At 33.2% G+C, this 23,671-nt stretch carries 22 protein-coding genes; 18 read left to right on the top strand and 4 right to left on the bottom strand.

The annotated features are described in order from the left end of the window. Position 1 precedes the first annotated feature (1 nt). The 17 genes from tamL to GN138_RS10035 all read left to right on the top strand — a co-directional run bounded on the left by tamL (position 2) and on the right by GN138_RS10035 (position 18,218). Positions 2-2,287, top strand: coding sequence for a translocation and assembly module lipoprotein TamL (tamL, locus tag GN138_RS10115; RefSeq protein ID WP_157363708.1), 2,286 nt, complete (start codon positions 2-4; stop codon positions 2,285-2,287). A gap of 80 nt (positions 2,288-2,367) precedes the next feature. Further along, positions 2,368-2,841 carry a nucleoside deaminase gene (locus tag GN138_RS10110; protein WP_157363706.1) on the top strand — a complete coding sequence of 158 codons (474 nt, stop codon included), beginning with the start codon at positions 2,368-2,370 and terminating at the stop codon, positions 2,839-2,841. Between the two features lie 43 nt (positions 2,842-2,884). Beyond that, entirely contained in the window at positions 2,885-3,097 is a 213-nt protein-coding gene (locus GN138_RS10105) for a hypothetical protein (RefSeq protein ID WP_157363705.1), read from the top strand. A 104-nt stretch (positions 3,098-3,201) separates the two neighbouring features. After that, positions 3,202-4,098, top strand: a complete 897-nt coding sequence (locus GN138_RS10100) for an alpha/beta hydrolase (protein ID WP_157363702.1) — start codon at positions 3,202-3,204, stop codon at positions 4,096-4,098. Between the two features lie 85 nt (positions 4,099-4,183). After that, entirely contained in the window at positions 4,184-4,519 is a 336-nt protein-coding gene (locus tag GN138_RS10095) for an arsenosugar biosynthesis-associated peroxidase-like protein (RefSeq protein ID WP_092445017.1), read from the top strand. 80 nt (positions 4,520-4,599) lie between these two features. After that, entirely contained in the window at positions 4,600-5,661 is a 1,062-nt protein-coding gene (arsS, locus tag GN138_RS10090; protein ID WP_157363700.1) for an arsenosugar biosynthesis radical SAM (seleno)protein ArsS, read from the top strand. A gap of 35 nt (positions 5,662-5,696) precedes the next feature. Further along, entirely contained in the window at positions 5,697-6,377 is a 681-nt protein-coding gene (locus GN138_RS10085; RefSeq protein WP_157363698.1) for a TIGR04282 family arsenosugar biosynthesis glycosyltransferase, read from the top strand. An 87-nt stretch (positions 6,378-6,464) separates the two neighbouring features. Continuing rightward, a complete protein-coding gene (locus tag GN138_RS10080) occupies positions 6,465-9,659 on the top strand; it encodes a SusC/RagA family TonB-linked outer membrane protein (RefSeq protein ID WP_157363696.1) in 3,195 nt (1,064 codons plus the stop codon). 65 nt (positions 9,660-9,724) lie between these two features. Continuing rightward, complete coding sequence (locus GN138_RS10075; protein ID WP_157363694.1) at positions 9,725-11,167, top strand: SusD/RagB family nutrient-binding outer membrane lipoprotein; 1,443 nt, start codon at positions 9,725-9,727, stop codon at positions 11,165-11,167. A 6-nt stretch (positions 11,168-11,173) separates the two neighbouring features. Then, positions 11,174-12,514 (top strand): sodium:solute symporter family transporter, encoded by a 1,341-nt coding sequence (locus GN138_RS10070; RefSeq protein WP_157363692.1) that lies wholly within the window; start codon positions 11,174-11,176, stop codon positions 12,512-12,514. Positions 12,515-12,539: 25 nt separating this feature from the next. Continuing rightward, a complete protein-coding gene (locus tag GN138_RS10065; RefSeq protein ID WP_157363690.1) occupies positions 12,540-13,367 on the top strand; it encodes a metallophosphoesterase family protein in 828 nt (275 codons plus the stop codon). Positions 13,368-13,397: 30 nt separating this feature from the next. Next, positions 13,398-13,889 (top strand): rhodanese-like domain-containing protein, encoded by a 492-nt coding sequence (locus GN138_RS10060; RefSeq protein ID WP_157363688.1) that lies wholly within the window; start codon positions 13,398-13,400, stop codon positions 13,887-13,889. Further along, entirely contained in the window at positions 13,882-14,511 is a 630-nt protein-coding gene (locus GN138_RS10055; RefSeq protein ID WP_157363686.1) for a TIGR04282 family arsenosugar biosynthesis glycosyltransferase, read from the top strand. Before GN138_RS10060 ends, GN138_RS10055 begins: the two co-directional genes overlap by 8 nt. After that, complete coding sequence (locus GN138_RS10050) at positions 14,504-15,316, top strand: purine-nucleoside phosphorylase (RefSeq protein ID WP_157363684.1); 813 nt, start codon at positions 14,504-14,506, stop codon at positions 15,314-15,316. Before GN138_RS10055 ends, GN138_RS10050 begins: the two co-directional genes overlap by 8 nt. 380 nt (positions 15,317-15,696) lie before the next feature. Then, positions 15,697-16,599: a sterol desaturase family protein gene (locus tag GN138_RS10045; RefSeq protein ID WP_157363683.1), complete on the top strand. Its 903-nt coding sequence runs from the start codon at positions 15,697-15,699 to the stop codon at positions 16,597-16,599. A gap of 11 nt (positions 16,600-16,610) precedes the next feature. Next, positions 16,611-17,483, top strand: a complete 873-nt coding sequence (locus tag GN138_RS10040) for a DUF547 domain-containing protein (protein WP_197429339.1) — start codon at positions 16,611-16,613, stop codon at positions 17,481-17,483. A gap of 33 nt (positions 17,484-17,516) precedes the next feature. Continuing rightward, complete coding sequence (locus GN138_RS10035; RefSeq protein ID WP_157363681.1) at positions 17,517-18,218, top strand: TIGR04283 family arsenosugar biosynthesis glycosyltransferase; 702 nt, start codon at positions 17,517-17,519, stop codon at positions 18,216-18,218. Positions 18,219-18,220: 2 nt separating this feature from the next. Here GN138_RS10035 and GN138_RS10030 read toward each other — a convergent pair whose 3' ends face one another. After that, positions 18,221-18,949: a metallophosphoesterase family protein gene (locus tag GN138_RS10030; protein ID WP_157363679.1), complete on the bottom strand. Its 729-nt coding sequence runs from the start codon at positions 18,947-18,949 to the stop codon at positions 18,221-18,223. Positions 18,950-19,104: 155 nt separating this feature from the next. On the opposite strand from GN138_RS10030, the gene GN138_RS10025 reads away from it, so the two are divergent. Then, positions 19,105-20,637, top strand: coding sequence for a carboxypeptidase-like regulatory domain-containing protein (locus tag GN138_RS10025; protein ID WP_157363676.1), 1,533 nt, complete (start codon positions 19,105-19,107; stop codon positions 20,635-20,637). Here the strand turns inward: GN138_RS10025 and GN138_RS10020 are convergent. From GN138_RS10020 to GN138_RS10010, 3 genes are read right to left on the bottom strand one after another with little or no spacing between them, the layout of a single operon-like run. Then, entirely contained in the window at positions 20,634-21,896 is a 1,263-nt protein-coding gene (locus tag GN138_RS10020; protein WP_157363675.1) for a BamA/TamA family outer membrane protein, read from the bottom strand. The genes GN138_RS10025 and GN138_RS10020 overlap by 4 nt on opposite strands. After that, complete coding sequence (locus GN138_RS10015) at positions 21,893-22,633, bottom strand: hypothetical protein (protein WP_157363673.1); 741 nt, start codon at positions 22,631-22,633, stop codon at positions 21,893-21,895. Before GN138_RS10015 ends, GN138_RS10020 begins: the two co-directional genes overlap by 4 nt. After that, entirely contained in the window at positions 22,626-23,639 is a 1,014-nt protein-coding gene (locus tag GN138_RS10010) for a glycoside hydrolase family 113 (protein WP_157363671.1), read from the bottom strand. The genes GN138_RS10015 and GN138_RS10010 overlap by 8 nt, the downstream gene beginning before the upstream one ends. Between the last annotated feature and the right edge of the window lie 32 nt (positions 23,640-23,671).

Here is a 23,671-nt window from a genome sequence, read left to right as displayed (position 1 = left end):
ATTGAACTTAAAACTTAAATCTATTTTAATCGCTATAAGCTTTGGGATATTTGTATACTCATGTAGTATAAAAAAATATATTCCAGAAGGTGAAAGATTATATACAGGCGCAACTGTAAAAATTGAAGCAGATTCAACAGTTAAAAAAGTTGAAGAACTTAAAACAGAATTAAAAACCGTATTACGACCAGAACCTAATTCTAAATTTTTAGGGATGCGACCAGGATTATATTTCTATTACAAAAATCAAAAAGAAAAACCTGGCTTTTTAAACCGTTGGCTTTATAGACAATTAGGAGAAAAACCTGTTTATCAATCTGACGTTACAACTTTTGAAATTGAAGATATTCTCCGTAATAGATTAGAAAATAATGGTTTTTTCTATAGTAGTACATCTTCATCGTTTGAAGAAACCGAAATTGAAGCCTCAGTAAAATACGTTCTTAACGTGCCAGAACCTTACAGAATGGAAAAGCTACAGATAGATTCTATGCCATCGCCAATTTATGAAGCTGTAAAAAAGGTCACTTATAAAACACCGTTAAAAAAAGACATGCGTTTTAATTTAAGTCACTTAAAATTAGAACGTCAGCGAATTGATACTGAATTAAAAAACAAAGGTTATTATAATCTTAATCCAGAATTTTTCATTTTTGAAGCAGACACCAATCAATACAACAATAAACGTTTCGATTTATTTTTAAAAATTAAAAATGAGGTACCTAAAAAAGCAACAGTTCCTTACCTAATAAAGCAAGTAAACGTATTTCCAGATTACGAATTAAAAGACTCTTTAACAACAAATTATGAGCGTTACAACAATAAAAACTATATTCAAGATTCTGTTTTTTTTAAATTAAAACACTTAGATAAATTCATTACGTTACAGGAAGGCGATTTATACAATCCAAAAACGTCAAAAAATACAGCCAGACGTCTCTCCACCATAGGTGCGTATAAATATGTAAACATTCAATATAAAGAAATAGACTCCATGTTTACGGATAGCACAGGAGCCTTACAAGCAAACATCTACCTATCGCCTTTAAATAAACGCTCCATTAGAGCAGAGTTACAAGCGGTAACAAAATCTAACAATTTAACTGGTCCAAACTTAGCATTAACCCATAGTAATAGAAATCTATTTAAAGGAGGAGAAACACTTAACACAAGCCTAACCCTTGGCTACGAAACCCAATTTGGCAGTGGTGACGACGCAGGTTTAAGCAGTTTAGAATTAGGACTAAAAACAGAACTTATCTTCCCAAGAGTTATCGCTCCTTTTAATATTAATGATGACTTTTTTGAATATTCAATTCCTAAAACAAAAACAAGCTTAAGTGCCAGTTACCTCAACAGAAGTGAACTTTATACTTTACTTTCTGGTAGTGCTACTTTTGGTTATGTTTGGGATGCCAATCGTTATATTACCTATTCTGTTAATCCTATTTCCATCAACTATACAAGTCTCTCTAATACTACAGAAGAATTTCAAGATATATTAGACGAAAACCCATATTTAGAACTCAGTTTTGACCAACAATTTATCTCAGGCTTAACGTTTTCATTCACATACAACGAAATGGTGGATAAAAATGACCCTAATCAATTTTACCTAAACACTAATATTGATATTGCCGGAAACTCTGTAAGTCTATTCGGAAAAGAATCTTCTACAGAAGACTCAAAAACATTTTTGGGTTTAGAATATGCGCAGTACGCTAAAGCCGATGTAGATGCTAGATTTCATCTTAATTTTGGTAAAAATAGAGAACAAACTATTGCAACGCGTTTGTTTGCAGGTTACGGATTGGCTTACGGTAATTCTGAAGTTATACCATTTGTTAAACAATATTTTGCTGGTGGACCATACAGCGTTCGTGCTTTTAAAAGTAGATCTCTAGGACCAGGAGCCTACAATGAAGACGACTATCCAGATAGCGATGGTTCTTACTTTGACCAAACAGGAAATATTAGATTAGAAGCTAATGTAGAATACCGGTTCCCTATATTTTCTTTTTTTAAAGGTGCTATTTTTGCTGATGCCGGAAATGTATGGAACTCAAAAGCAAATACATCGTATAATGGTGAAGATAAATTCTCTTCTAATTTTATAAATGAATTAGGAATGGGAGCAGGTTTTGGACTAAGGGTTGACGTGCAAGGCTTTGTTATAAGATTTGACTTAGCTGCGCCTTTCCACGATCCGTCTTTAGAAGAAGGAGAACGATGGGATTTTAGAGTTGATGATTCCGTCCTTAACTTCGCTATAGGCTATCCGTTTTAACGCTATTACCTTCAAAAATCCTACTTTAATAAATACCTTACTATCTTTGCCCTCTACATATATTTAATACAAAAGTATTTATGACAGAGAACGAACAATTTATGAAAGAAGCTGTAGATGCGGCTTTAAAAGGAATGAATAACAATGAAGGTGGACCATTTGGTTGCGTTGTTGTTAAAGATGGAAAAATTGTAGGACGCGGAAATAATAAAGTAACTTCTACTAACGATCCAACAGCACATGCTGAGGTTACAGCCATTAGAGATGCTTGTAAAAATCTAGATTCTTTTCAATTAGAGGGCTGCGAAATTTACACCTCTTGCGAACCTTGCCCAATGTGTTTAGGTGCTATTTATTGGGCGAGACCAGACAAAGTATATTATGGAAGCAACCAAGTAGATGCTGCAAATATTGGCTTTGATGATGAATTTATTTATAAAGAAATTCCATTACCTTACGAAAAAAGAAGCATTCCATTTGTGCAATTAGCTAGAGATATTGCATTAGAACCATTTAATGAATGGACAAAAAAAATAGATAAAACCGAATATTAATTTGAAGACATCTAAATTGAATAAAAAATTAGGATTAGTATTGATGATAAGTTCAATTCTAATCCTTTTTAAATTTTGGGTCGGTATATATTCTGATGACGAGTTTGGAGAACTTTATATCTTTATAAAACACAAACCCATTTATAAAACTTATTTCTATTCTCCGCGTGGTATGAGCGATTTACAATTAATAGAAATGCCAAAAGATAAGCAACGAGAGCAACTCTTGTTTGATGAATTTATCTTAGATAATTAAACTGATAGATCTTATTCCCTAATCAATTGTTCAGTTTAACCTTTCTATTAAGTACATAATAAATTGTTCAAGATTTTAGGTTTTTTTAGCTTAAATTTGATTTTATGAAACACCTATTCATAGTCATTTTTATTTTATCCTTTTTCTTCAGTTCTGCTCAAAACATAAAAACCTACACGTATGCCGTTAAAGGAATAGACACCCTTAAAATGGATGTCTATACACCAGACAACATAAAAGACACAGACAGTTTACCTGTTATAGTTTGGATGCATGGTGGCGGATTTTCTGGTGGAAGTCGTGCTGGTACAGACGAGAAAAACATTGCTAATTTTGCCACTTCAAAAAACTACATTGGCATTTCTATTTCTTATCGGTTATTAAGAAAAGGCACTAAAACTGGTTTTGGCTGTAAATGCCCTAAAGAAGATAAACTCTTTACCTTTAACCAAGGTGTTCTCGATTTTTTAGATGCCACCCAATTTATATATGATAATAGTAAAACACTACACGTAGATACTAGCAAAATAGTTGCAGCAGGAAGCAGTGCAGGTGCAGAAATTATTCTACATACTGTTTTTATGAAACGATTTTTCTTGTCTAAGGATACGGAATACGATTCCATTAAATATGCTGCAGCGATTTCTTTTTCTGGCGCCATTTTAAATACTGAAAACATTACAACTTCTAATGCTATACCTACTGTACTTTTTCATGGTACAAACGATACTACTGTACCATTTGGCACAGCATCACATCACAATTGCCAACCCAACAAAGCTGGTTATATGATGTTAGATGGTCCAAATACCATCGTAAAAAAACTAGAAGACTTAGAAACACCATATTATTTCAATATTGTAAAAGGAGGCGCTCATGAGGTCGCCTCAGTAAACATTAATGATTTAGATGACATTTTTTACTTTTTAGATAAAACGGTCAGAAAAAATGATGTGATTCAAATCACTGAATATTCCTTACCACAACTAATAAAATACTAATCGATAAAATTAATTTCAAATTTTGTTATGTCTTTGAAATCATTTCGACAAAACAATTTTTGATTCAAATCTTAAAAAACATATTATGTCTAAACCATATTACGACGCTGCGGATTTACGCAAATTTGGAAAAATCACAGAATGGAGTGAAGAACTAGGAAACAAATTCTTTGACTATTACGGAAAAGTTTTTGAAGAAGGCGCACTTACTGCTCGCGAAAAATCATTGATTGCTTTAGCTGTAGCACATACAGAACAATGTCCTTATTGCATTGATGCGTACACAAAAGATTCGCTTCAAAGAGGTGTAACAAAAGAAGAAATGATGGAAGCCATACATGTTGGTGCTGCTATTAAAAGTGGAGCAACCTTAGTCCATGGTGTACAAATGATGAATAAAGTAAATAAATTAGACGGATAAAAAAGCCCCTTTTAATTTCCCAAAAAGGGAAAATCCAGTACTCGATTAATTAGCAAGCATACAAAACCCGAAACAGATTAATGGCGACAGCAACAAAATCCCTAAAAAAGCAAGGAAGCGATTTAGCACAAAGTAATAAACAGTTAGAAATTTTATCAAACGGTATTTTTAAGAATGGAGAATTACCAACGTTTAAAGCTAAGATTTCTGAAACAAATCAATTTCCCTTAAAAGCCAAAAAGCTAGAGATTCTACAAATCAATGTTGGCTACATGTGCAACCAAGTTTGCGACCATTGCCACGTAGATGCTGGGCCAGACCGGAAAGAAATTATGACCAGAGAGACCATGAAGCAATGTCTTGAGGTGATAAAAAATACAGGAGCACACACACTAGACTTAACAGGTGGCGCACCAGAAATGAATCCAGATTTTAGATGGTTTGTTGAGGAAGCTGCCAAAGCCGGCATTAAAGATTTCATTGTACGCTCTAATCTTACCATCATTAGAGCCAATAAAAAATATTACGATTTACCGGAGTTCTTCAAAAAACACAATGTACATGTGGTAAGTTCTATGCCACACTGGACGCGTGGAAAAACGGACAAACAACGAGGTGATGGTGTTTTTGACAAATCCATTAAAGCCTTACAAGAATTAAATGCGGTTGGTTACGGCATGCCAGGCAGTGATTTACGTCTCGACTTAGTATACAACCCTTCTGGTGCATTTTTACCAGGAGACCAATCGGCTATGGAAAAAGATTTCAAAAAAGCTTTGATGGAAGATTTTGGTATTGAATTTCACAATTTATTTGCCATTACTAATTTACCAATTGCTCGATTTTTAGATTTCCTAATTGCTTCAGAAAACTACGAAGACTATATGTATTCACTGGTAGAAGCCTATAATCCTGCTGCTGTAGCGAATGTAATGTGTACCAATACCATTTCTATCAGTTGGGATGGTTATTTGTTTGATTGCGATTTTAACCAAATGTTAGAATTGCCTGTAAATAGTAAGTCTAAACATATTTCAGAATTTAATGAAGAGTTATTAGAAGGACGTAACATCGTCATTTCACAACACTGTTACGGTTGTACAGCTGGCGCAGGAAGCAGCTGCCAAGGTGTTGTTGCTTAAACAAATATAGATTCCTGCCTTCGCAGGAATGACATATGAATAAAAAAACCGCCATATTAATCTTTGCAAATTCTGCAGAAAAAGAATTGATGTCTTCGTCAGTTGCTTCTGCTGATTTTTTTGAATTGCTTAATACGGAAACGGTTAAAACGGTAAAAAAAACAGGTTTACCTTTTTTTCATTATTCTGAAAAAGAACAAACCGGAAACACCTTTGGCGAGCGTTTTACAAATGCTATCACTACCATTTTCAACAAAGGTTTCAACCAAGTTATTATGCTTGGTAATGATATTCCTCATCTTACAGCCAATCATATATTAAAGGCAAAGGACCAACTCAATCATTCCGATGTCGTTTTAGGACCTTCTACGGATGGCGGTTTTTATTTAATGGGTTTCAAGAAAACGCATTTTAATACCACTAAAATTCAGAATTTACCTTGGCAAACCAAACAGCTTCGTCATTGTTTAAATACTGAATTACAACAGCAACAGATAAAAACAAGTTATCTTGAAACCTTATCTGATATCGATGATGCTTCCGATTTTGAAATCATCTTAGAACTTTTCAAACCTTTAGCTATTAAGATTAAAAAGCTTCTCTTAAAACTTCGCTATACCATTCAAATTTGGTCAAGTTTTAGGGCTGTTTTTCATGATAAAACCATTTTCAAAAAGCACCATAATAAAGGCTCGCCAATATTACTTCATATTTAAAACGGGAATTTAAATTCCTCTAATTCCCACGATTTTTTCATTCAAACCAAAACATCTCAAAAAATCGCCACGTTTTGTGGTCCTAATATGAAGCACTTTTACACAGGCTTACTGCTATGCTTATGCTTTTTCAGTAATGCTCAAATTACAATTACCGGAACCGTCACAGATGCGGTTTCTGCAACACCTTTACCGTTTGTAAACATTACATCAAACACAGGTCTCGGCACAACAACCAATGATGATGGCACCTACAGTATTGTGGTTTCATCTAACGCAGATACACTTACATTTTCGTTTTTAGGTTTTAAATCTCAAACTATTGTGGTTGGCGACCAAACCTTAATTAATATTGCTTTAGAAGAAGATTCTGCAGCTTTAGATGAAGTGGTAATTACAGCTTTAGGCTTAGAACGCGACACCAAAGAATTGGGTTATGCTGTACAAGCGATTTCCTCAAAAAGTTTAAATGAGGTAAAAACCATCAATTTTTTAGACAATCTACAAGGTAAATTGGCTGGTGTTACCGTTACACAAGGCGCAACAGGTGTTGGGTCATCGTCTAAAATTACCATTAGAGGCGAAGCGTCTTTTTCTAATAACAATCCTTTATTTGTAGTAGATGGTGTACCTATTAATAACGAAACGGTTTTTAATTTCACTAATGAAGCTGCTGCTGGATTTCAAGAAATTGATTTCGGTAATGGTGGCATGGAAGTCAATCCAGATGATATTGCGTCTGTTACCGTTTTAAAAGGCCCAAGTGCCGCAGCTTTGTATGGTACAAGAGCCTCAAATGGTGTTATTGTTATAGACACCAAAAATGGCAGCAACCAAAGAGGTTTAGGCATTAGTATTAACTCGTCATTATTTGTGGATTCGGCCTTTAGATTACCAGATTTTCAAAATTCTTATGGCCAGGGAAATTCTGGTCAGTTTGAATATGTTGATGGTCTTGGCGGTGGCATCAACGATAATATTACCTATTCTTGGGGACCACGTTTAGATACTGGTTTGCTCATTCCGCAATTTGATAGTCCTGTGCAATTAGCAAACGGTTCTATTGTAAGAGGTGGCGATACTGCACTTTACAACGGTTTAGAAATTACTGCGACACCTTTTGTTTCTAATCCAGATAACTTAAAAGATTTCTATCAAACAGGAACCACAACTATTAATAATATTTCTGTATCTAATGGATTTGACACCGGAAATTACCGCTTATCGTTTACAGATTTAAGAAGTGAATCTATAATTCCTGGTGTTAATTTAGACAGACAAACCATTGCGGCAAAATTAAATTTTAATCCAAGTGAAAAGACTGAAATTAATGCGTCTTTTAGTTATATAAATTCTAGTAGCGACAACAGACCTTCTAATGGTTATGGTAGTGAAAATGCCAATTATTCGCTTGTGGCCTGGGGACCACGCTCTTTAAATATTGAAAGTTTAAAAGACTATTGGCAACCCGGTTTAGAAGGCACACAACAATATTCTTTTAATTATACCTTTTTTGATAATCCGTATTTTATCTTGAATGAAAACACCAATTCATTTAATCGCGACCGCATATTTGGTAACATTTCTATCACACAAGAATTAGCCAAAAACTTAAGTATTTCCTTAAGAACAGGCATGGATTACAGTACAGAAAAACGTCAATTAAGACGTGCTTACAGTAGCAATCGTTTTAGCAATGGCGCTTATGCAGAGCATGATGTGATGTTTAGAGAAGTGAATACTGATGTTTTAATTAACTATAAAAATCAATTTAATGACTTTTCTGTGGATGTGTTTTTAGGTGGCAATAGACTCAACCAAACCGCAACCACAAATCAATCGCAAACCGTGAGTTTGGCACAACCTGGAATCTATAATCTCAATAATGCAGCTTCGCCCATTGAGACATTTCAATTTGAAAGTAAAAAACGCATCAATTCAATTTATGGCATTACAAAGTTCGGATATAAAGATTTTCTGTTTTTAGATATTACAGGAAGAAATGATTGGTCTAGTGCTTTAGCAACACCATTTTCGGTAGATGGCACATCGTTCTTTTACCCTTCTGTATCGTCGAGTTTTATTCTATCTAATGTTACGGAGTTACCAAGTATATTTTCATTTGTAAAATTAAGAGCGAGTGTTGCCCAAGTAGGAAATGATACCAGTGCTTACCAAACTTCTGGCGTTTTTGTATCACAAACGCCTTACAATAGCGAGCCAACGTTTAGTAACCAAGATTTCATCCCTAATTCTAATTTAAAACCAGAACGTACCACATCGTATGAGTTTGGCACAGATTTACGTTTTTTAGATAATAAATTACGATTAGATTTTACGTATTACAATGCCAATACCGAAGACCAAATTATTTCGTTACCTGTAGCTATTTCTTCTGGTTACAGCCAACAAGTGGTCAATGGTGGAAACGTAAACACACAAGGTGTAGAAATCATTTTAGGCATTACACCAATACAAACGGATAATTTTAATTGGAACACTACTTTTAATTTTGCCACTAACCGTTCCGTTATTAAAGATTTACCACAAGCTGATGGACGATTAACACTCGCATACAGTAGAATTTATGATAGTTCTAACCAAACCGTTTGGTTTCAAGTTGAAGAAGGCGGACGTGTTGGCGATTTCTACGGAACAGGCTATCAGAAAAATGAAAACGGTCAGTTTTTAATTGATGATAACGGGAACTACATTGCTGATGACAATTTGAAAAAACTAGGAAATTACAATCCAGATTTCACATTAGGATGGCGCAATAATTTCAACTATAAAAATTGGAACTTAAGCTTTTTATTCGATTGGCGACAAGGTGGCGAAATTGTCTCTAGAACGCGCGCCTTGGGAAATGTTGGTGGACAATTAGCCGAAACTCGTTACAGACCAGAAGATGGCATTGTGGCGCAAGGTGTTAATATTAATACTGGTGCTGCAAATACGGTTGCCATTACAGCAGAAAGTTATTACAGACAATTTTACGATAGAAACCATGAAGAAAATAATGTTTACGATGCGTCATTTTTAAAATTGCGTCAATGCGCCATTGGATACACTTTTAATTTAAAGGATGGCTTTTTAGGCTTAAAAAAAGGTGCAGATTTAAAGCTTTCTTTAGTTGGAAATAATTTATTTGCCCTTACTGAAAATCCGCATTTTGACCCAGAACAATTAGCCGTACAAGGCAACGGATTTGTAAGTGGTGTAGAAGACATGAGTTATGCCACAACCCGAAGTATTGGTTTTAAAGCCGGATTTAATTTCTAAGTATTATGAATAGCGAATTAAACAAGAAGATTCTCTTTTTTAAGGGAATGAAAATAGAATTTTTAATGAAAAAAATTATATATACCATTTCAATTTTAAGCTTAATTTTTACAACAAGCTGCACCAAAGATTTTGAAGATATCAATACCAATCCTAACTCGCCAAGTTCGGTACAACCGAGTTTGTTACTGAGACAAGTGATTTACGATTTTGGAGAAAACATGAGTTACGAAGGTTTTGTGGCTGGCGACTTATTAGCACAACACAGAACCGCTTTAGATTTTAATTTATTTGATAGACATGCTTTAAAATCGCCACAATTAGGTGGTAATCCTTGGCCTATATTTTATACCAATTTAAGAGATAATGAAATTATTTTAAAACAAGCGCAAAATATAGAGACGTTTGCGGTTTATGAAGGTCCTGCGCTAATTTTAAAAGCCTATATGGCAGCTGGTTTAACCGATTTATTTGGTGATGTACCTTATTTTGAAGCCTTTAATGGTGTTGAAGGTACCGTAACACCAGCCTATGATTTACAGGAAGATATTTACCTCAACGATAACGGCATTTTAGATAATTTAGATAAAGGTATTGCAGCCATTGAAGCCTATTCGGATGCTATTCCGCTAGAAGGCGATATTTTATTTAATGGCGACTTAGATGCTTGGGTAAAATTTGCAAATGCTTTAAAGATTAAACATTTGCTGCGTATTTCAGATAAAATTAATGTTTCAAATGAACTTCAAACCCTGTATGATGAAGGCAATTATATCACTTCAAATAGTGAGAATGCCATATTCAACTTTACCAATACAGACCCAAATAGCTTTAGATTAGCACAATTACGAATTGGCGATTTCAACAACTTTGTGCTATCTGAAACTATGGAAGATATCTTAATAAATCTAAACGACACTAGAATTTCTAGTTTATTTCGTCCGTTTTCAAATTCAACCGCAAATGAATACAACGGATTATTAAATGGAATTGATGCGTCTTCCACGTCTATTGCCTTAGCCGATTATTCATTAGCAAGCACAGCTTTTAGAGAAGACACATCCACTTTAGATGCTAATTTTATTACCGCTTGGGAAGTGCAATTTGCTTTAGCAGAAGCGGCTGCCAAAAACATAATTTCTGCAGATGCCCAAACGTTATATAACAACGGAGTGACTTTGGCTTTTGAATATTGGAACACAGAATTACCTTCCAATTATTTAAATGGACCTGCGGCTTACAATGCTTTTGGGTCTAATCCTATTGAGCAAATTTTAACTCAAAAATGGATTGCGAATGTTATTAATGGCTATGAAGGTTGGATAGAATACAGAAGAACAGGTTTCCCTGAATTAAGAACCATTTCCGCGAGTTTAAATAATGATATCATTCCAGTGAGAATGCCTTATCCTGCGGAAGAAGAAGCTTTAAATTTTGAAAATTACAGTGTTGCAGCAGCAGCAACCGATAACAATAGTATCAATGTGCCAGTATGGTGGAATGAATAAAAATGTATGGAAATAATTGACTGGCAATGGCTTTTAATAGTTACATCGAGTGTTTTGCTCTTTGCGCTTTCGCCATTAGCTAAAACTACAGACCAATTTTTTAAGGCAGTTCATAAAAAGAAAGCGCCAAATGCTTTGGTGCTTACTGGTAGCCTCATTATTTCTTGGATTTTTGCCAAAAGTATTACCAATGCTGCCAATTTAGGCTTAAGTTTTGGTATTGTTGGTGGTGTAGCTTATGCTGGTTACTATTTATCTTTTGCTGTTGCAGGTATATTAATTTATAAAATTAGAACGGTTGGTGGTTTTAAAAGTATCCATGAATTCTTAACCAGCAAATTCGGCAAAGGCGCCATGGCTTTATTTTCAATTTTAATTGCTATTCGGTTATTTAATGAAGTCTGGAGTAACACCATGGTTATTGGTAGCTATTTCGGAGACATTGGAAGCACCAATTATTATTGGGCTATTGTTGTTTTTACCGCTCTAACTTTAGCCTACGCAATTAAAGGCGGCTTAAGTAGTTCTATTTTTACAGATGTTATTCAAATGGTTTTGTTTGGTATTTTATTACTAGTCATACTTTGGAAAATCTTCTCAGTAGAATCCTTTAGCGTTAGCGATGTTACATCCTCAAGTACATGGAGTTTTGAGCTGGGTTTAAATCTATTTTTCGCAGCCCTAATTCAGTCGTTTAGTTATCCGTTTCACGACCCAGTTTTAACGGATAGAGCGTTTATAAGTTCGCCAAAAGTAACGCGCAAAAGCTTTTTGTGGGCAAGTTTATTAGGTGCTATTTGTATTATTTTATTTAGTATTATTGGTGTTTATGCGCAAACGCAAGGCTTTACAGGTCAAGCAGCTGTGCAAGTTGGTAAAGCCTTTGGTGTTATTATTCTTTTAGTTATTAATTTTATAATGATAACCTCTGCAGCTTCAACTTTAGACTCAACATTTTCGTCATTTTCTAAATTACTGGTTATCGATTTAGGCATGGTAAAAGACCTTACATTAGGACGTGCTTCCATGGCAACAATTGCCATTTTAGGCACCTTACCCATATTTTTAAATGCCGAAATTTTATCCGCAACAACCATTTCTGGCACCATGGTTATTGGCTTAACACCTATTTTTCTGTTCTGGAAAATGAAAGTCCCAAAAATCAGTTTTTATTTGAGTGTTATTACAGGATTAGTGTTTGGATTCTTATTGGTCTTTAATGTATTTCCTGAAGCTTTAATTTTTACTGAAGGAAAATATGCGGATTTGCTTTGGGTAAATATTTGGGGCATTTTAAGTTGTAATATTTTATATTTCATTCCGAAATGGTTGAAATCAAAAAAATGAGATTTCCACTTTCGTGGAAAATGTTATGGATAAAAAAATAACAGACATAGGACATTTAACTGGTAAAGTATTACTCTTTGGTGGTGTTTACAGCAATCTTCAAGCGCTTAAAGCACTTATTGCTGTGGCAGAAGCGGAAGGTATTCCACCAGAACACTGTATTTGTACAGGCGATATTATTGGGTATTGTGCGCAGCCAGAAGAAACCCTTCAAACGTTTAAAAACTGGGAAGCCAAAAGCATTGTTGGCAATGTTGAAATACAACTGCGCGATGATGAAGACGATTGTGGTTGCGATTTTAGAGCAGGCTCACGTTGCGATAATTTTTCGCAACAATGGTATCCTTATGCTAAAAGTAAACTATCAAAGGATTCTTTAAATTATCTTGAAACGCTACCAGACCATATTAATTTCACAATTGGGAATCAAAACGTGACCGTTGTTCATGGATCGTATTTTAATGTTTCAGAATTTATATTTAAATCAACAGATTGGTCCATAAAAGCTAAAAATTTTGAAGCTACACAAAGTGATATCATAATTGCTGGTCATTGTGGATTACCGTTTCAACATAAACACAATGATAAACATTGGATAAATCCTGGTGTTATTGGCATGCCAGCAAACGACGGAAATCCTAACGTTTGGTATGCTATTCTAGACGCTACTGAACAACCAACTACAATAAATGTCCGTAAATTAGATTATAATTACACGCTTACAAATCAACTGATGTTAAACGGACTATTACCCGAATCTTATGCAAAAACTATAGTCTCTGGTATTTGGGATAACATGGAAATATTACCAGAAACAGAAAAACAATTACAAGGAAAACCAATTCTACTGTAAGGTTGGGCAAACAAATTATACTAAACCCTTATGAAAAATTTTATTTTACTATCATTTCTACTTTTAGGCATTGCAGGACATAGTCAAAGTAGCATAAAAAAACTACTTAAAAAGTATAACGAAGAAAGTGTTCCTTATATCTCAGTTGACGAATTGGCAATGCCCAAAACAGAGGCAATTTTGTTAGATGCTAGAGAACTTTCAGAATTTAATGTAAGTCATTTAGAGGATGCGGTTTGTGTTGGTTATGATGAGTTTAATTTAGAAACAACTACGGAATTACTTCCAGATAAATCGGCAACCATTGTAGTATATTGTTCGCTTGGTATTCGTTCAGAAGACATTGCAGAACAGCTCAAAAAGGCTGGCTATACCAATGTTTTTAATTTATTTGGTGGTATTTTTGAATGGAAAAATAACGACTTCACAATTTACAATGCAGAAGGCGAAACAGATGATGTTCACGCATTTTCTAAAGAATGGAGTAAATGGCTTACAAAAGGAAATAAAATATATGACTGATGCACTTGTAATTGTGTTTGTAAAAAACATAAAACTAGGAACTGTAAAAACAAGACTTGCAAAAACTATTGGCGATTTTGGCGCTTTTAAAGTCTATACCGAATTGGTTAAAATCACAGAAAATGCAACACAAGTCTTAGACTTTGATAAACGTATTTATTTTTCTACTGCTGTGGTTGATGAGCAATGGCCAACCGATTTTAAAACCGTACAACACGGAACGGATTTAGGCGAACGAATGATGAACGCTTTTAAAGAAGGCTTTGAGGCTGGTTATAAAAAAATTGTATTAATTGGTTCTGATTTACCAGACATTAATGCCTCTCATATTTCTAAAGGCATAGACGCTTTAGATACTAGCGATGTTGTTTTTGGACCAGCAGAAGATGGTGGTTATTATTTGGTAGGTATGTCTCAACTTGAAGCAACTATTTTTACAAATAAGCCTTGGAGTCAGCCCAATTTATTAACAAAAACGTTACAAGAGTTACACAATAATAACGTTTCAGTTAGTACCTTAGACACTTTAAACGATATTGATACATATGAAGATTTAATTGCTTCAGATTTTTATAAATCTAACTTAAAACTTCAAGAAAAAATACAACAACTCAATGATTAAATTTATAACAGAAAGCACAGAATATTTACAAAACAAAGGCTTTGAAAACCCTGAAATAGGTATTATTCTTGGTACAGGTTTAGGGCAATTAATTAATGAAATTGAAATTATTGCAGAAGCCAGTTACAACCACATTCCTAATTTTCCGACAGCAACTGTAGAATTTCATAAAGGCAAACTTATTTATGGTATTCTAGAAGGCAAAAAAGTTGTGGTAATGCAAGGCCGTTTTCATGTTTATGAAGGTTATACCTTGCAAGATGTAACGTTTCCGGTAAGAATTATGGAAAAATTAGGCATTAAAACCTTGTTAGTTTCTAATGCTGCAGGTGCTGTAAATTTAGATTTCAAAAAAGGCGAATTAATGCTAATTGACGACCATTTAAACTTACAAGGTGGTTCGCCTTTAGCGTTTAAAGGTGTTTCAGAATTAGGCGAGCGTTTTACAGATATGAGTGCACCTTATGATACAGATATCAATTCAAAATTTGAAAGTATTGCAAAAGCCCAAAACATCACCTTACACAAAGGTGTTTATGCGAGTGTTGTTGGTCCGCAATTAGAAACTAGAGCAGAATACAGAATGCTAAAAACCATTGGCGCAGATGCTGTTGGTATGAGTACTGTACCAGAAATTATTGTTGCTAATCATTTAAATTTAAAAGCTGCTGCGGTTTCCGTTTTAACAGATGAATGCGACCCAGACAATCTTAAACCTGTTGATATTGCAGAAATTATTGCCATGGCAGGAAAAGCAGAGCCAAATATGATTACGTTGTTTAAAGAATTGATAAAGACACTATAGTGGTTGTTGGTTGTTGGTTGTTGGTTGTTGGTTGTTGGTTGTTGGTAAATAACTAATCAGCAGCTAATATTAAATAAAAAAGTAGAAAATCATGTCTTAAATCAATGCCTAAGCATTGAGCATTGAAATGCGGAATATAAAAATTTAATCGTTAAGAATTTTTGAAGCCTTGGAAAATATTTAGATTTATTTTTTGGTTTTTATTCCAATAAAGGAATAAAAAATTCCTCATTTCAATCTGATTTTTTGGTTCGTTTTGTATCAAGACAAAATGAACAAAAGAAATAATATGACCCAACCTAGCAGGTTTTAAAAACCTTGCAGGTCTAAAATGAATAAACAGAAATAGAAAAAAGATTCCTGCTTTCGCAGGAAGTTACATGGAAAAATACCTAGACATATTCACAAAATCCTATTCCGATTACTGGAATTATTTAAAATATGAACTCATAGACATTAATCATTGGGATAACTTTTTCTATGGTCTTATTTTAATTTCAATAGCTGTTTGGCTATTAGAAATTGCTTTTCCTTGGCGCAAAGGTCAAGCTATTTTTAGAAAGGATTTTTGGTTAGATACCTTCTACATGTTTTTCAATTTTTTTATTTTGAATTTAATTGTCTTTATTGCCTTATCAAACACGGTTTCAGAATTGTTTAATGATATTTTAGGCTTAATTGGCTTATCGGTTTCTAGCTTTCAGTTGTTTGATGTAGATGATTTACCAAAGTGGTTAGGCTTATTTATCTTTTTTATAGTGTCTGATTTTGTACAATGGAATACCCATCGCCTTTTACATCGTTTTGAATGGCTTTGGAATTTCCACAAAGTACATCACTCTGTAAAGGAAATGGGCTTTGCTGCGCACTTACGTTACCATTGGATGGAACCAGTAATGTACAAATCTATTTTATATATTCCTCTTGCTATTATTGGTGGTTTTGATGCGCAAGATGTGGCTATTGTTTATTTTTTTAGCATTGCTGTTGGGCATTTAAACCATGCTAATTTGGGTTGGGACTATGGGTTTTTAAAATACATTTTTAACAATCCTAAAATGCATATTTGGCATCATGTAAAAGAATTGCCAAAAGACGTAAGGTATGGTGTTAATTTTGGACTAACATTAAGTCTTTGGGATTACATTTTTAAAACCGATTACATACCACACGATGGTAGAGATATTGAATTAGGTTTTGAAGGTGATGAAGAATTTCCTAAAGATTTTATTAGTCAGGAATTGTATCCTGCATTCTCAAAAAAAAGAGAATCTGATATTTAAAACTTCTACCAATGAAATACCTTTTTGTTTTAATTGCATCACTATTTATAATGTCTTGTGCTACAAAAAAGCAGACAATTAAAACAGAAAATAATTCGTCTGAAACGGTAATTACCGAAACTAAAAAAGCAGAATCTATTACAATTATTGAAGAACCTGAATCTCAAAATGAAACGGTTAAAGTCTCTCAAGAAGAATTAATTCCACTACCACCAAAACCACCGAAACCCTTATCTAATTATAAAGATATAATGCATAACCGATGGAATACAATATTACAAAAGCATGTATCTGAATCTGGCAATGTTGATTATAAAGGCATAAAAAACGAATCTGAGTTTGATGTCTATATCGATTACCTCAGCGAAACACTACCTGAAGACAGTTGGACAAAAGAAGAAAAATTAGCCTATTGGATTAACGCTTACAATGCCTTAACTGTAGATTTAATTCTTAGAAATTATCCTGTAAAAAGCATCAAAGACATTAATGACCCATGGGACCAAAGGCTATGGCAATTTGGCGAAAAATGGCAAAACCTTAATGATATTGAACATAAGATTTTACGTAAAATGAACGAACCTCGCATTCATTTTGCAATAGTTTGTGCATCAATCTCTTGTCCTAAATTACAGAACGAAGCTTTTACTGCTTCAAATTTAGAAGAACAACTCACATATGCTACTAAAGAATTTTTAACAGATTCAACTAAAAACGACATCTCACAAAACAACCTTAAGTTATCGAAAATCTTTAAATGGTTTAAAAAGGATTTTGAACAAAACGGAAGTTTAATCGATTTTTTAAATCAATATTCTGTTGTTAACATTTCAAGTTTAGCTAAAAAAAGCTTTAAAGATTACAATTGGAATTTGAATGATTAAAAATTCACTTAAAACATTTTTCATAAGTACAAGATGATAAGTATAATTATACCTGTTTTAAATGAAGCTGATACTATTGGTAAATTATTACACCATATTAATCAAAATACATTAGCTTCAAATATTTCAGAAATAATTATTGTTGATGGTGGAAGTACAGATGGAACTCAGGAAATTGTTTCAAATTCTAAAACTTCTAAAGAAATTCAAACTCTATTAATTGATTCTGAAAAAGGCAGAGCCAAACAAATGAATTTGGGTGCAACACATGCTAAAGGCTGTATTTTATACTTTCTTCATGCGGATTCTTTTCCACCAAAAGATTTTGACCAACTGATTATTAATGAAGTGAACAATGGAAATAAAGCCGGTTGTTTTAGAATGCAGTTTGATAGTAACCATTGGTGGTTACAGCTAGCTAGCTGGTTAACTCAGTTTAATTTTAAAGTATGTAGAGGCGGAGACCAAAGCCTATTTGTTACCTCTTCACTATTTAAAGATATTGGTGGTTACAATGAAAGTTATGTTATTTACGAAGACAACATCTTAATAAACGAATTATATAAACGTAATGAGTTCACTGTTATAAATAAAAAGATTACCACATCAGCTAGGTTATACAAAAAAGTTGGTGTATGGAAATTACAAATTCATTTTTGGACTATTCATATTAAAAACTGGTTTGGCGCTTCTGCTGATGAGATGTTGGCTTACTACAAAAAAAACATTGCCTAGACTTATTTGTTTCTTCCCATTTCATTTGGGTACAAATGCATTAAAGTATCGCTCTGAAACACTTGTTTTGTATCTATATCTATTGCCGAAAGCTTACCTGTAAATGCAGCACCTGTATCTATATTCCAAACGTTTACAGCTTGCATAGGTTGGTATTTATGAAATCTAATTGTTGGTGTATGACCAATGTAAATTTCTTTATAGTGTTTAAGTCTATTTGGATATAAGGTTGAATCTTTCTTAATTCTGGTATCCATAGTAATTGCCATTTCCCAAAGTGTTCTATCAAAATAAAATCCTCTAACATCAAATTGCTTCTCAACACCATGAACAGAAGTAAAACCTGCATGTACAAAAAGACGTTTTTCCGCATCAATATGATACAAAGGCATGGACTCAAAAAAATTGAGATGCTCTAATTTTTCTTCTTTAGTAAAATGTGCATAACTCCCCAAAGTTCCTTTTCCACCGTGGTTATACCAAATATCATCTATAAATTCTGAAGCCAACCATTGCTCGCACCAAACATCATGGTTTCCTTTTATAAATACACAATTATTAACTTTAGAAAGTTCTATTAAATATTGAATAACATGAGAAGACTCACTCCAGCCATCTACATAATCGCCAAGAAATATTAATGTGTCATCTGGTGTTACTTTCGCTCTTTCTAAAAGTTGAATTAAAGCTTTTAAGCCTCCATGAATATCTCCTAAGGCTAATGTTCGCATTTGGATTTAGTTTAAAAAATTATGTTACAATTAACCGTTAATTTTTCTTAAAGATGTTAAACTTAAGTAAAATGTTACTTAACAAAATTATAAATTGAGTTTCAGAATTATTTGATTCTTCTACTTTGGCTGAACACCAATCAGTTATCAATACAATGAAAATCAATCAAATCATCATTGCGCTTGTATTATTTACTATATCGCAATCTTACGGACAGCAAACCTTTTCTTCAAAATTATTAGATTCTAAAACTGAGCAACCCATTCTTTTTGCAACAATTCAGTTTAACTCCAAATCTGGAGTTATCAGTAATGATAATGGCGAATTTAACATCACTATTAAACGAAATATAAAAGCAAGTGATTCTTTAATCATTAACTGTTTGGGTTATGAAGAAAAACGCATTCCTCTTATTAACTATGACAATTCTATCATCTTCCTACAATCAAAATCTATAGATTTATCTGAAGTTTTAGTTACTAACAAAACCTACACTATTGATGAGATTCTAGACAAAATTAAAGACGGTCTTTCTACTAACTACGATTATGACTACGCCAAGCGTAAACTCTTTTATAGAACATCATATTATACCAAAATAGACAAGCATAATGTACAATTAGAAAAATCAACAATACCAGAATTTAATCAACAACTGGTAGACAGCTTAATTGATATTATGCCAAAAAACATTGCAGACCACACTGAAATTTTAGGGGAACTTTACGGTAAAATAGAGCCTCAAAAATATCAGAAAATGGAAATTTTTAAAGCTTGCCAGCTCTATGATGAATCGGCTGATATTAATTTTAATAATTATGAGGAGCGTTTTAATGCCATTTTTAGAAAATACATAAAACGCGATTCTTACTTTAAGATAAAATCGGGATGGTTTGGTGCTAAAGAAGAAATTGACTCGTCTTTGTTTGGAGATAAGAAGGAGAAAGAAAAAGTGGTTACAGATGCTATGGTTGAAGCCCAGAAGAAAAAGGATTCTTTACAAAAATTAGGATTTTTGAATTGGAAAAAAATGATGATACACAATTTTGAAAACAATAATTTTATAGATGAAGACAATGACCTCAACTTTATTCATAAATCTAATCGTTATGAGTTTGAAGTATCAGATTATGCCTATATGGATGACATGTTTGTTTATGAAATAAATTTTAAACCCAAACGAAGCGAAGATTATTTTGGCACTATGTATGTTAACACCGAGGATTTTGCTGTAGTCCGCGTAGATTATAAAAACATTAAGCCTTTAAGTAAGTTTTCTATACTAGGCATTTCCATGAATAAGTACTTAAAAGAAGGTACTATTATTTTTCAGAAAAACGATAACGAAAAATATACACTAAAATATAGAGATGAAACTTTTGGAGAAAAAACAGGCATTAAACGACCTATAAAAATTGTAGAAAAAAACAAAAATGTAAAAGGCAGACGTAAACAAAATGAACTAAAAGCAGATATTCACTTTATAATTAGAAACATTGAAAAAACTGAACTCGTAGTTTTTGAAACTGATGCCTTAACTGAACTCGATTATAAAAATTTTAAAGAAAAGACTCTTGTTTCACCAACCAAACTCAGTCAATATAATCCTGATTTTTGGAAAGGCTACAACATCATTGAGCCCAACCAAGCTATAAAAGCATTTAAAGCAATAGACGCACAAGACTAAAAATACTGTCCAATACCAAAAACTAACCCTTGTGTTGCATTTGGTGTTACACCAATACCATAATCTATTCTAAATATGGCATTGTATATTTTTTTATGAATAAAACGTAAGCCCAAACCAGGATAAACACGTAGGTTTTTAGAATCTGAAAAATCACTAAAATTCCCTCCTGGATTTCGCCATGTACCTGCATCTACAAAGGCATTCCCCTGAAGCACAAACCAATTTTTTTCGTATAGGGTATAACGGTATTCTGAATTGACAACAATAGCTGCTGTACCTCTATCTATAGTATTACCAACACCTCTAAGGTTTACATTATTATCTACCGAAAAAGGCGCAAAAGGCGTTTTATTATTGGTAGCTAACCCTAATCTTACTCGGTTTGCCCAATTGCCATTCTTACCAAAGCGTTTGTAGTATAAAAAATCATTCCAACCAATTAAAAAACCAGGTAGTTGCGAATCATCTCTAGCATGTACATATTGAAAATTAAGTAAACTTCTAAAACCATCCACAGACTGATAGTCATAATTAAGCGCATTATAATCATAGATTAATTTATAGAGCATTTTTCTTACCACCAAAGCTTGTGGTACATTTGGGTCTGTAGCTCCTGATTTGTATTGATAATCTTCTGTGAAGTAATTGACACCAAATTCTATTCGGTTAGAGAAGTTTATCTGGTAGAGTCCTAAAACTTCAAAAGACTCATTGTTATATTTATAATCTGCAGTTCTTCTATTAAAAAAAACAGGTTCTCGTGTTGTTAAATTTTGATAATTCATAGCCAAACCTAAAGACCTACTAAACAAATTTTGTGCTCTAAAATTCACGGCATAAGAACTATAAATATCTTTCTGGTAAAAGCCTCCAAAAATCATGTTCTGCCCAAAGAGATTAAACTCATACAGACCTAATCTATATGCAAATTCATCATCATTGGTTGTATAAATATTTGCTGAAGGGATTATGGTAAAATTCTCTTCAACATTATAATACACATTAAATTTCGAAGAAACCTCAGTAGGAAAAACTTGATAATACGCATGTGCAACAGAAGGTAACAGTTTTAATAGCCTAATATCTTCTTCTATCACTGACGAATCTAATGCAACACCAGACTTAATGTTAGAAATTTTCTTTACTAATGAAGATTTTAGCTTTTTATTTCCTTGAATTTTAAGGTCAGCAACTATATTCTGAGAAAAACTAGAACAGCAAAAACTTAGTAATAACAGCGTAATTATACGATTCATTCTACTGTAAATTGAGATACAAATATTTCATTTATCCAATTATCAACACTCACATCCATAATGGTCATTTTGTAATCCTCTCCTAAAGTTAAATCTGGAGGTGTTCCGTTGGTAATGTTTAAAACAACATTAGAAGTATCGTAATATTGAAATTGATTTTCAAAAGTATAGGTTCCAGAAATTAAATCATTATTAGTTGTGGATAATACCTGAAAAAATATAGCATTATTCATTTCTGATGTTACATTCCAATTAAAAAGCGGCATCTGTGATTCTTGTTGGTTAATACTAATGTCATCTGTGTACAAAGTAGATTGCGAAATATTTTTTATTCTAATTGGGTTAGATATTTTTATTTCTTCATCTATTTCAAAAGAAACAATAAACCATCGCTCTGAGATAAAGTTACCTGTAAATTTTCGTAAATATCCATTAAAAACAGGTATATCATCTAACAACACTCGATTGTAGTTTAAAAATTCATTAGAATCAACATCAGGAGAACTCGTTTCATATAATCTAAAGTTAGTAGCATTTTCTTCTGGATAAAAGAAAATTTCAACATTAAACGTATCATCCTCAGTGTTCCCTGCACATGCAATAACAGCTCCATTTTCAACGCTTCTATTTTGTAAGTAACCTGTTAACGTATTAGAATTTTCAATTAAATCAGCTGTATCATCACTAGTACAAGCAGACAATACTATTGCTAATAAAAAATACTTAAATTTATTCATCTTCTTTTTTATAATAGGTTCTTAACACCTCCTCTGCAGGTTTATTTTGTGGTGTAAATCTTGAATTATTTTTACCACCAACCTCATTGTGTTTATGAAACCATTTCCAAATAAAGCCTCCTGCAAACCAAGGTTCTTTCCAAAAGGTTTCAAATAAAGCTTTAGTAGTATTGACTTGTGCCTCTAGATTTACCGCTGTCATATCTCTATCTGAAAGCCATGGCTTTCTTCCTGCAAAATCTACACTTCTATAACCATATTCTGTAAATAAAATAGGCTTGCTATATGTCTCTGACAATTTTGAAACAATTGGCTTATGTGCTTTCCAACCTTCTAAACATTCTTCTAAAGTTGGCGTTTTTGAATCACTTACTGGGAAATAGGCATCAATACCTATATAATCTAACTGCCCCCAAAATGGCGTATGTTTAAACTCGTCCCAATTAGCTGCATAGGTAAGTTTACCAGAATATATAGTTTTTATTTCAGTAATAAGGTCTGTCCAGTATTGTGGCCTGTGCTTCACAAACAGTTCTAACTCCGTACCAATACAAAAAATTTCTGCATTGACCTCTTTTGCCAGTTTAACGTATTCTAAGATAAAATTAGAATATGAGGCTTCTAAGACTTTCCAATTTTCTTCTGAAGACATTTTAATAAGGCCTGTAAATTCACCTCGCCAAACCCATATTTGAGGCTTAATCATTACTTTAATATCCTTTTTTCGAAGCTCCTCTATATACTGTTTTGCGCCAGGTTTTGTCTCACCAAACCATTGTCTATCTGTATTATGTTTAATGTCTGGATGGTCTAAGTTTTTTATAAACCCAAATGGCATTACTGCGGCAAAATTGGCATTAACTTCTACTATTGGGTTAACATGAGACGCATCAATTACATCTCTAGAAGCCACAAAGCTAACGCCATTAATTTTATCTTCTTGCCCACTACAAGCCGATAAAACTACTACTAAAACTAAAGAAAAGAGACATTTAAAATTATGCATATAAACTATTTTAGAAAGCCTAATTTATAGAA

It is taken from the genome of Winogradskyella endarachnes, from assembly GCF_009741275.1.
Taxonomy (GTDB): Bacteria; Bacteroidota; Bacteroidia; order Flavobacteriales; family Flavobacteriaceae; genus Winogradskyella; species Winogradskyella endarachnes.
This window is presented reverse-complemented; position numbering and strand designations above follow the sequence as displayed.

Excerpts from the sequence above, each read along its gene's own strand:
- GN138_RS10110 (WP_157363706.1), top strand. The coding sequence starts at position 2,368 with ATGACAGAGAACGAACAATTTATGAAAGAAGCTGTAGATGCGGCTTTA.
- GN138_RS10105 (WP_157363705.1), top strand. The coding sequence starts at position 2,885 with ATGATAAGTTCAATTCTAATCCTTTTTAAATTTTGGGTCGGTATATAT.
- GN138_RS10100 (WP_157363702.1), top strand. The coding sequence starts at position 3,202 with ATGAAACACCTATTCATAGTCATTTTTATTTTATCCTTTTTCTTCAGT.
- GN138_RS10095 (WP_092445017.1), top strand. The coding sequence starts at position 4,184 with ATGTCTAAACCATATTACGACGCTGCGGATTTACGCAAATTTGGAAAA.
- arsS (WP_157363700.1), top strand. The coding sequence starts at position 4,600 with ATGGCGACAGCAACAAAATCCCTAAAAAAGCAAGGAAGCGATTTAGCA.
- GN138_RS10085 (WP_157363698.1), top strand. The coding sequence starts at position 5,697 with ATGAATAAAAAAACCGCCATATTAATCTTTGCAAATTCTGCAGAAAAA.
- GN138_RS10080 (WP_157363696.1), top strand. The coding sequence starts at position 6,465 with ATGAAGCACTTTTACACAGGCTTACTGCTATGCTTATGCTTTTTCAGT.
- GN138_RS10075 (WP_157363694.1), top strand. The coding sequence starts at position 9,725 with ATGAAAAAAATTATATATACCATTTCAATTTTAAGCTTAATTTTTACA.
- GN138_RS10070 (WP_157363692.1), top strand. The coding sequence starts at position 11,174 with ATGGAAATAATTGACTGGCAATGGCTTTTAATAGTTACATCGAGTGTT.
- GN138_RS10065 (WP_157363690.1), top strand. The coding sequence starts at position 12,540 with ATGGATAAAAAAATAACAGACATAGGACATTTAACTGGTAAAGTATTA.
- GN138_RS10060 (WP_157363688.1), top strand. The coding sequence starts at position 13,398 with ATGAAAAATTTTATTTTACTATCATTTCTACTTTTAGGCATTGCAGGA.
- GN138_RS10055 (WP_157363686.1), top strand. The coding sequence starts at position 13,882 with ATGACTGATGCACTTGTAATTGTGTTTGTAAAAAACATAAAACTAGGA.
- GN138_RS10050 (WP_157363684.1), top strand. The coding sequence starts at position 14,504 with ATGATTAAATTTATAACAGAAAGCACAGAATATTTACAAAACAAAGGC.
- GN138_RS10045 (WP_157363683.1), top strand. The coding sequence starts at position 15,697 with ATGGAAAAATACCTAGACATATTCACAAAATCCTATTCCGATTACTGG.
- GN138_RS10040 (WP_197429339.1), top strand. The coding sequence starts at position 16,611 with ATGAAATACCTTTTTGTTTTAATTGCATCACTATTTATAATGTCTTGT.
- GN138_RS10035 (WP_157363681.1), top strand. The coding sequence starts at position 17,517 with ATGATAAGTATAATTATACCTGTTTTAAATGAAGCTGATACTATTGGT.
- GN138_RS10030 (WP_157363679.1), bottom strand. The coding sequence starts at position 18,949 with ATGCGAACATTAGCCTTAGGAGATATTCATGGAGGCTTAAAAGCTTTA.
- GN138_RS10025 (WP_157363676.1), top strand. The coding sequence starts at position 19,105 with ATGAAAATCAATCAAATCATCATTGCGCTTGTATTATTTACTATATCG.
- GN138_RS10020 (WP_157363675.1), bottom strand. The coding sequence starts at position 21,896 with ATGAATCGTATAATTACGCTGTTATTACTAAGTTTTTGCTGTTCTAGT.
- GN138_RS10015 (WP_157363673.1), bottom strand. The coding sequence starts at position 22,633 with ATGAATAAATTTAAGTATTTTTTATTAGCAATAGTATTGTCTGCTTGT.
- GN138_RS10010 (WP_157363671.1), bottom strand. The coding sequence starts at position 23,639 with ATGCATAATTTTAAATGTCTCTTTTCTTTAGTTTTAGTAGTAGTTTTA.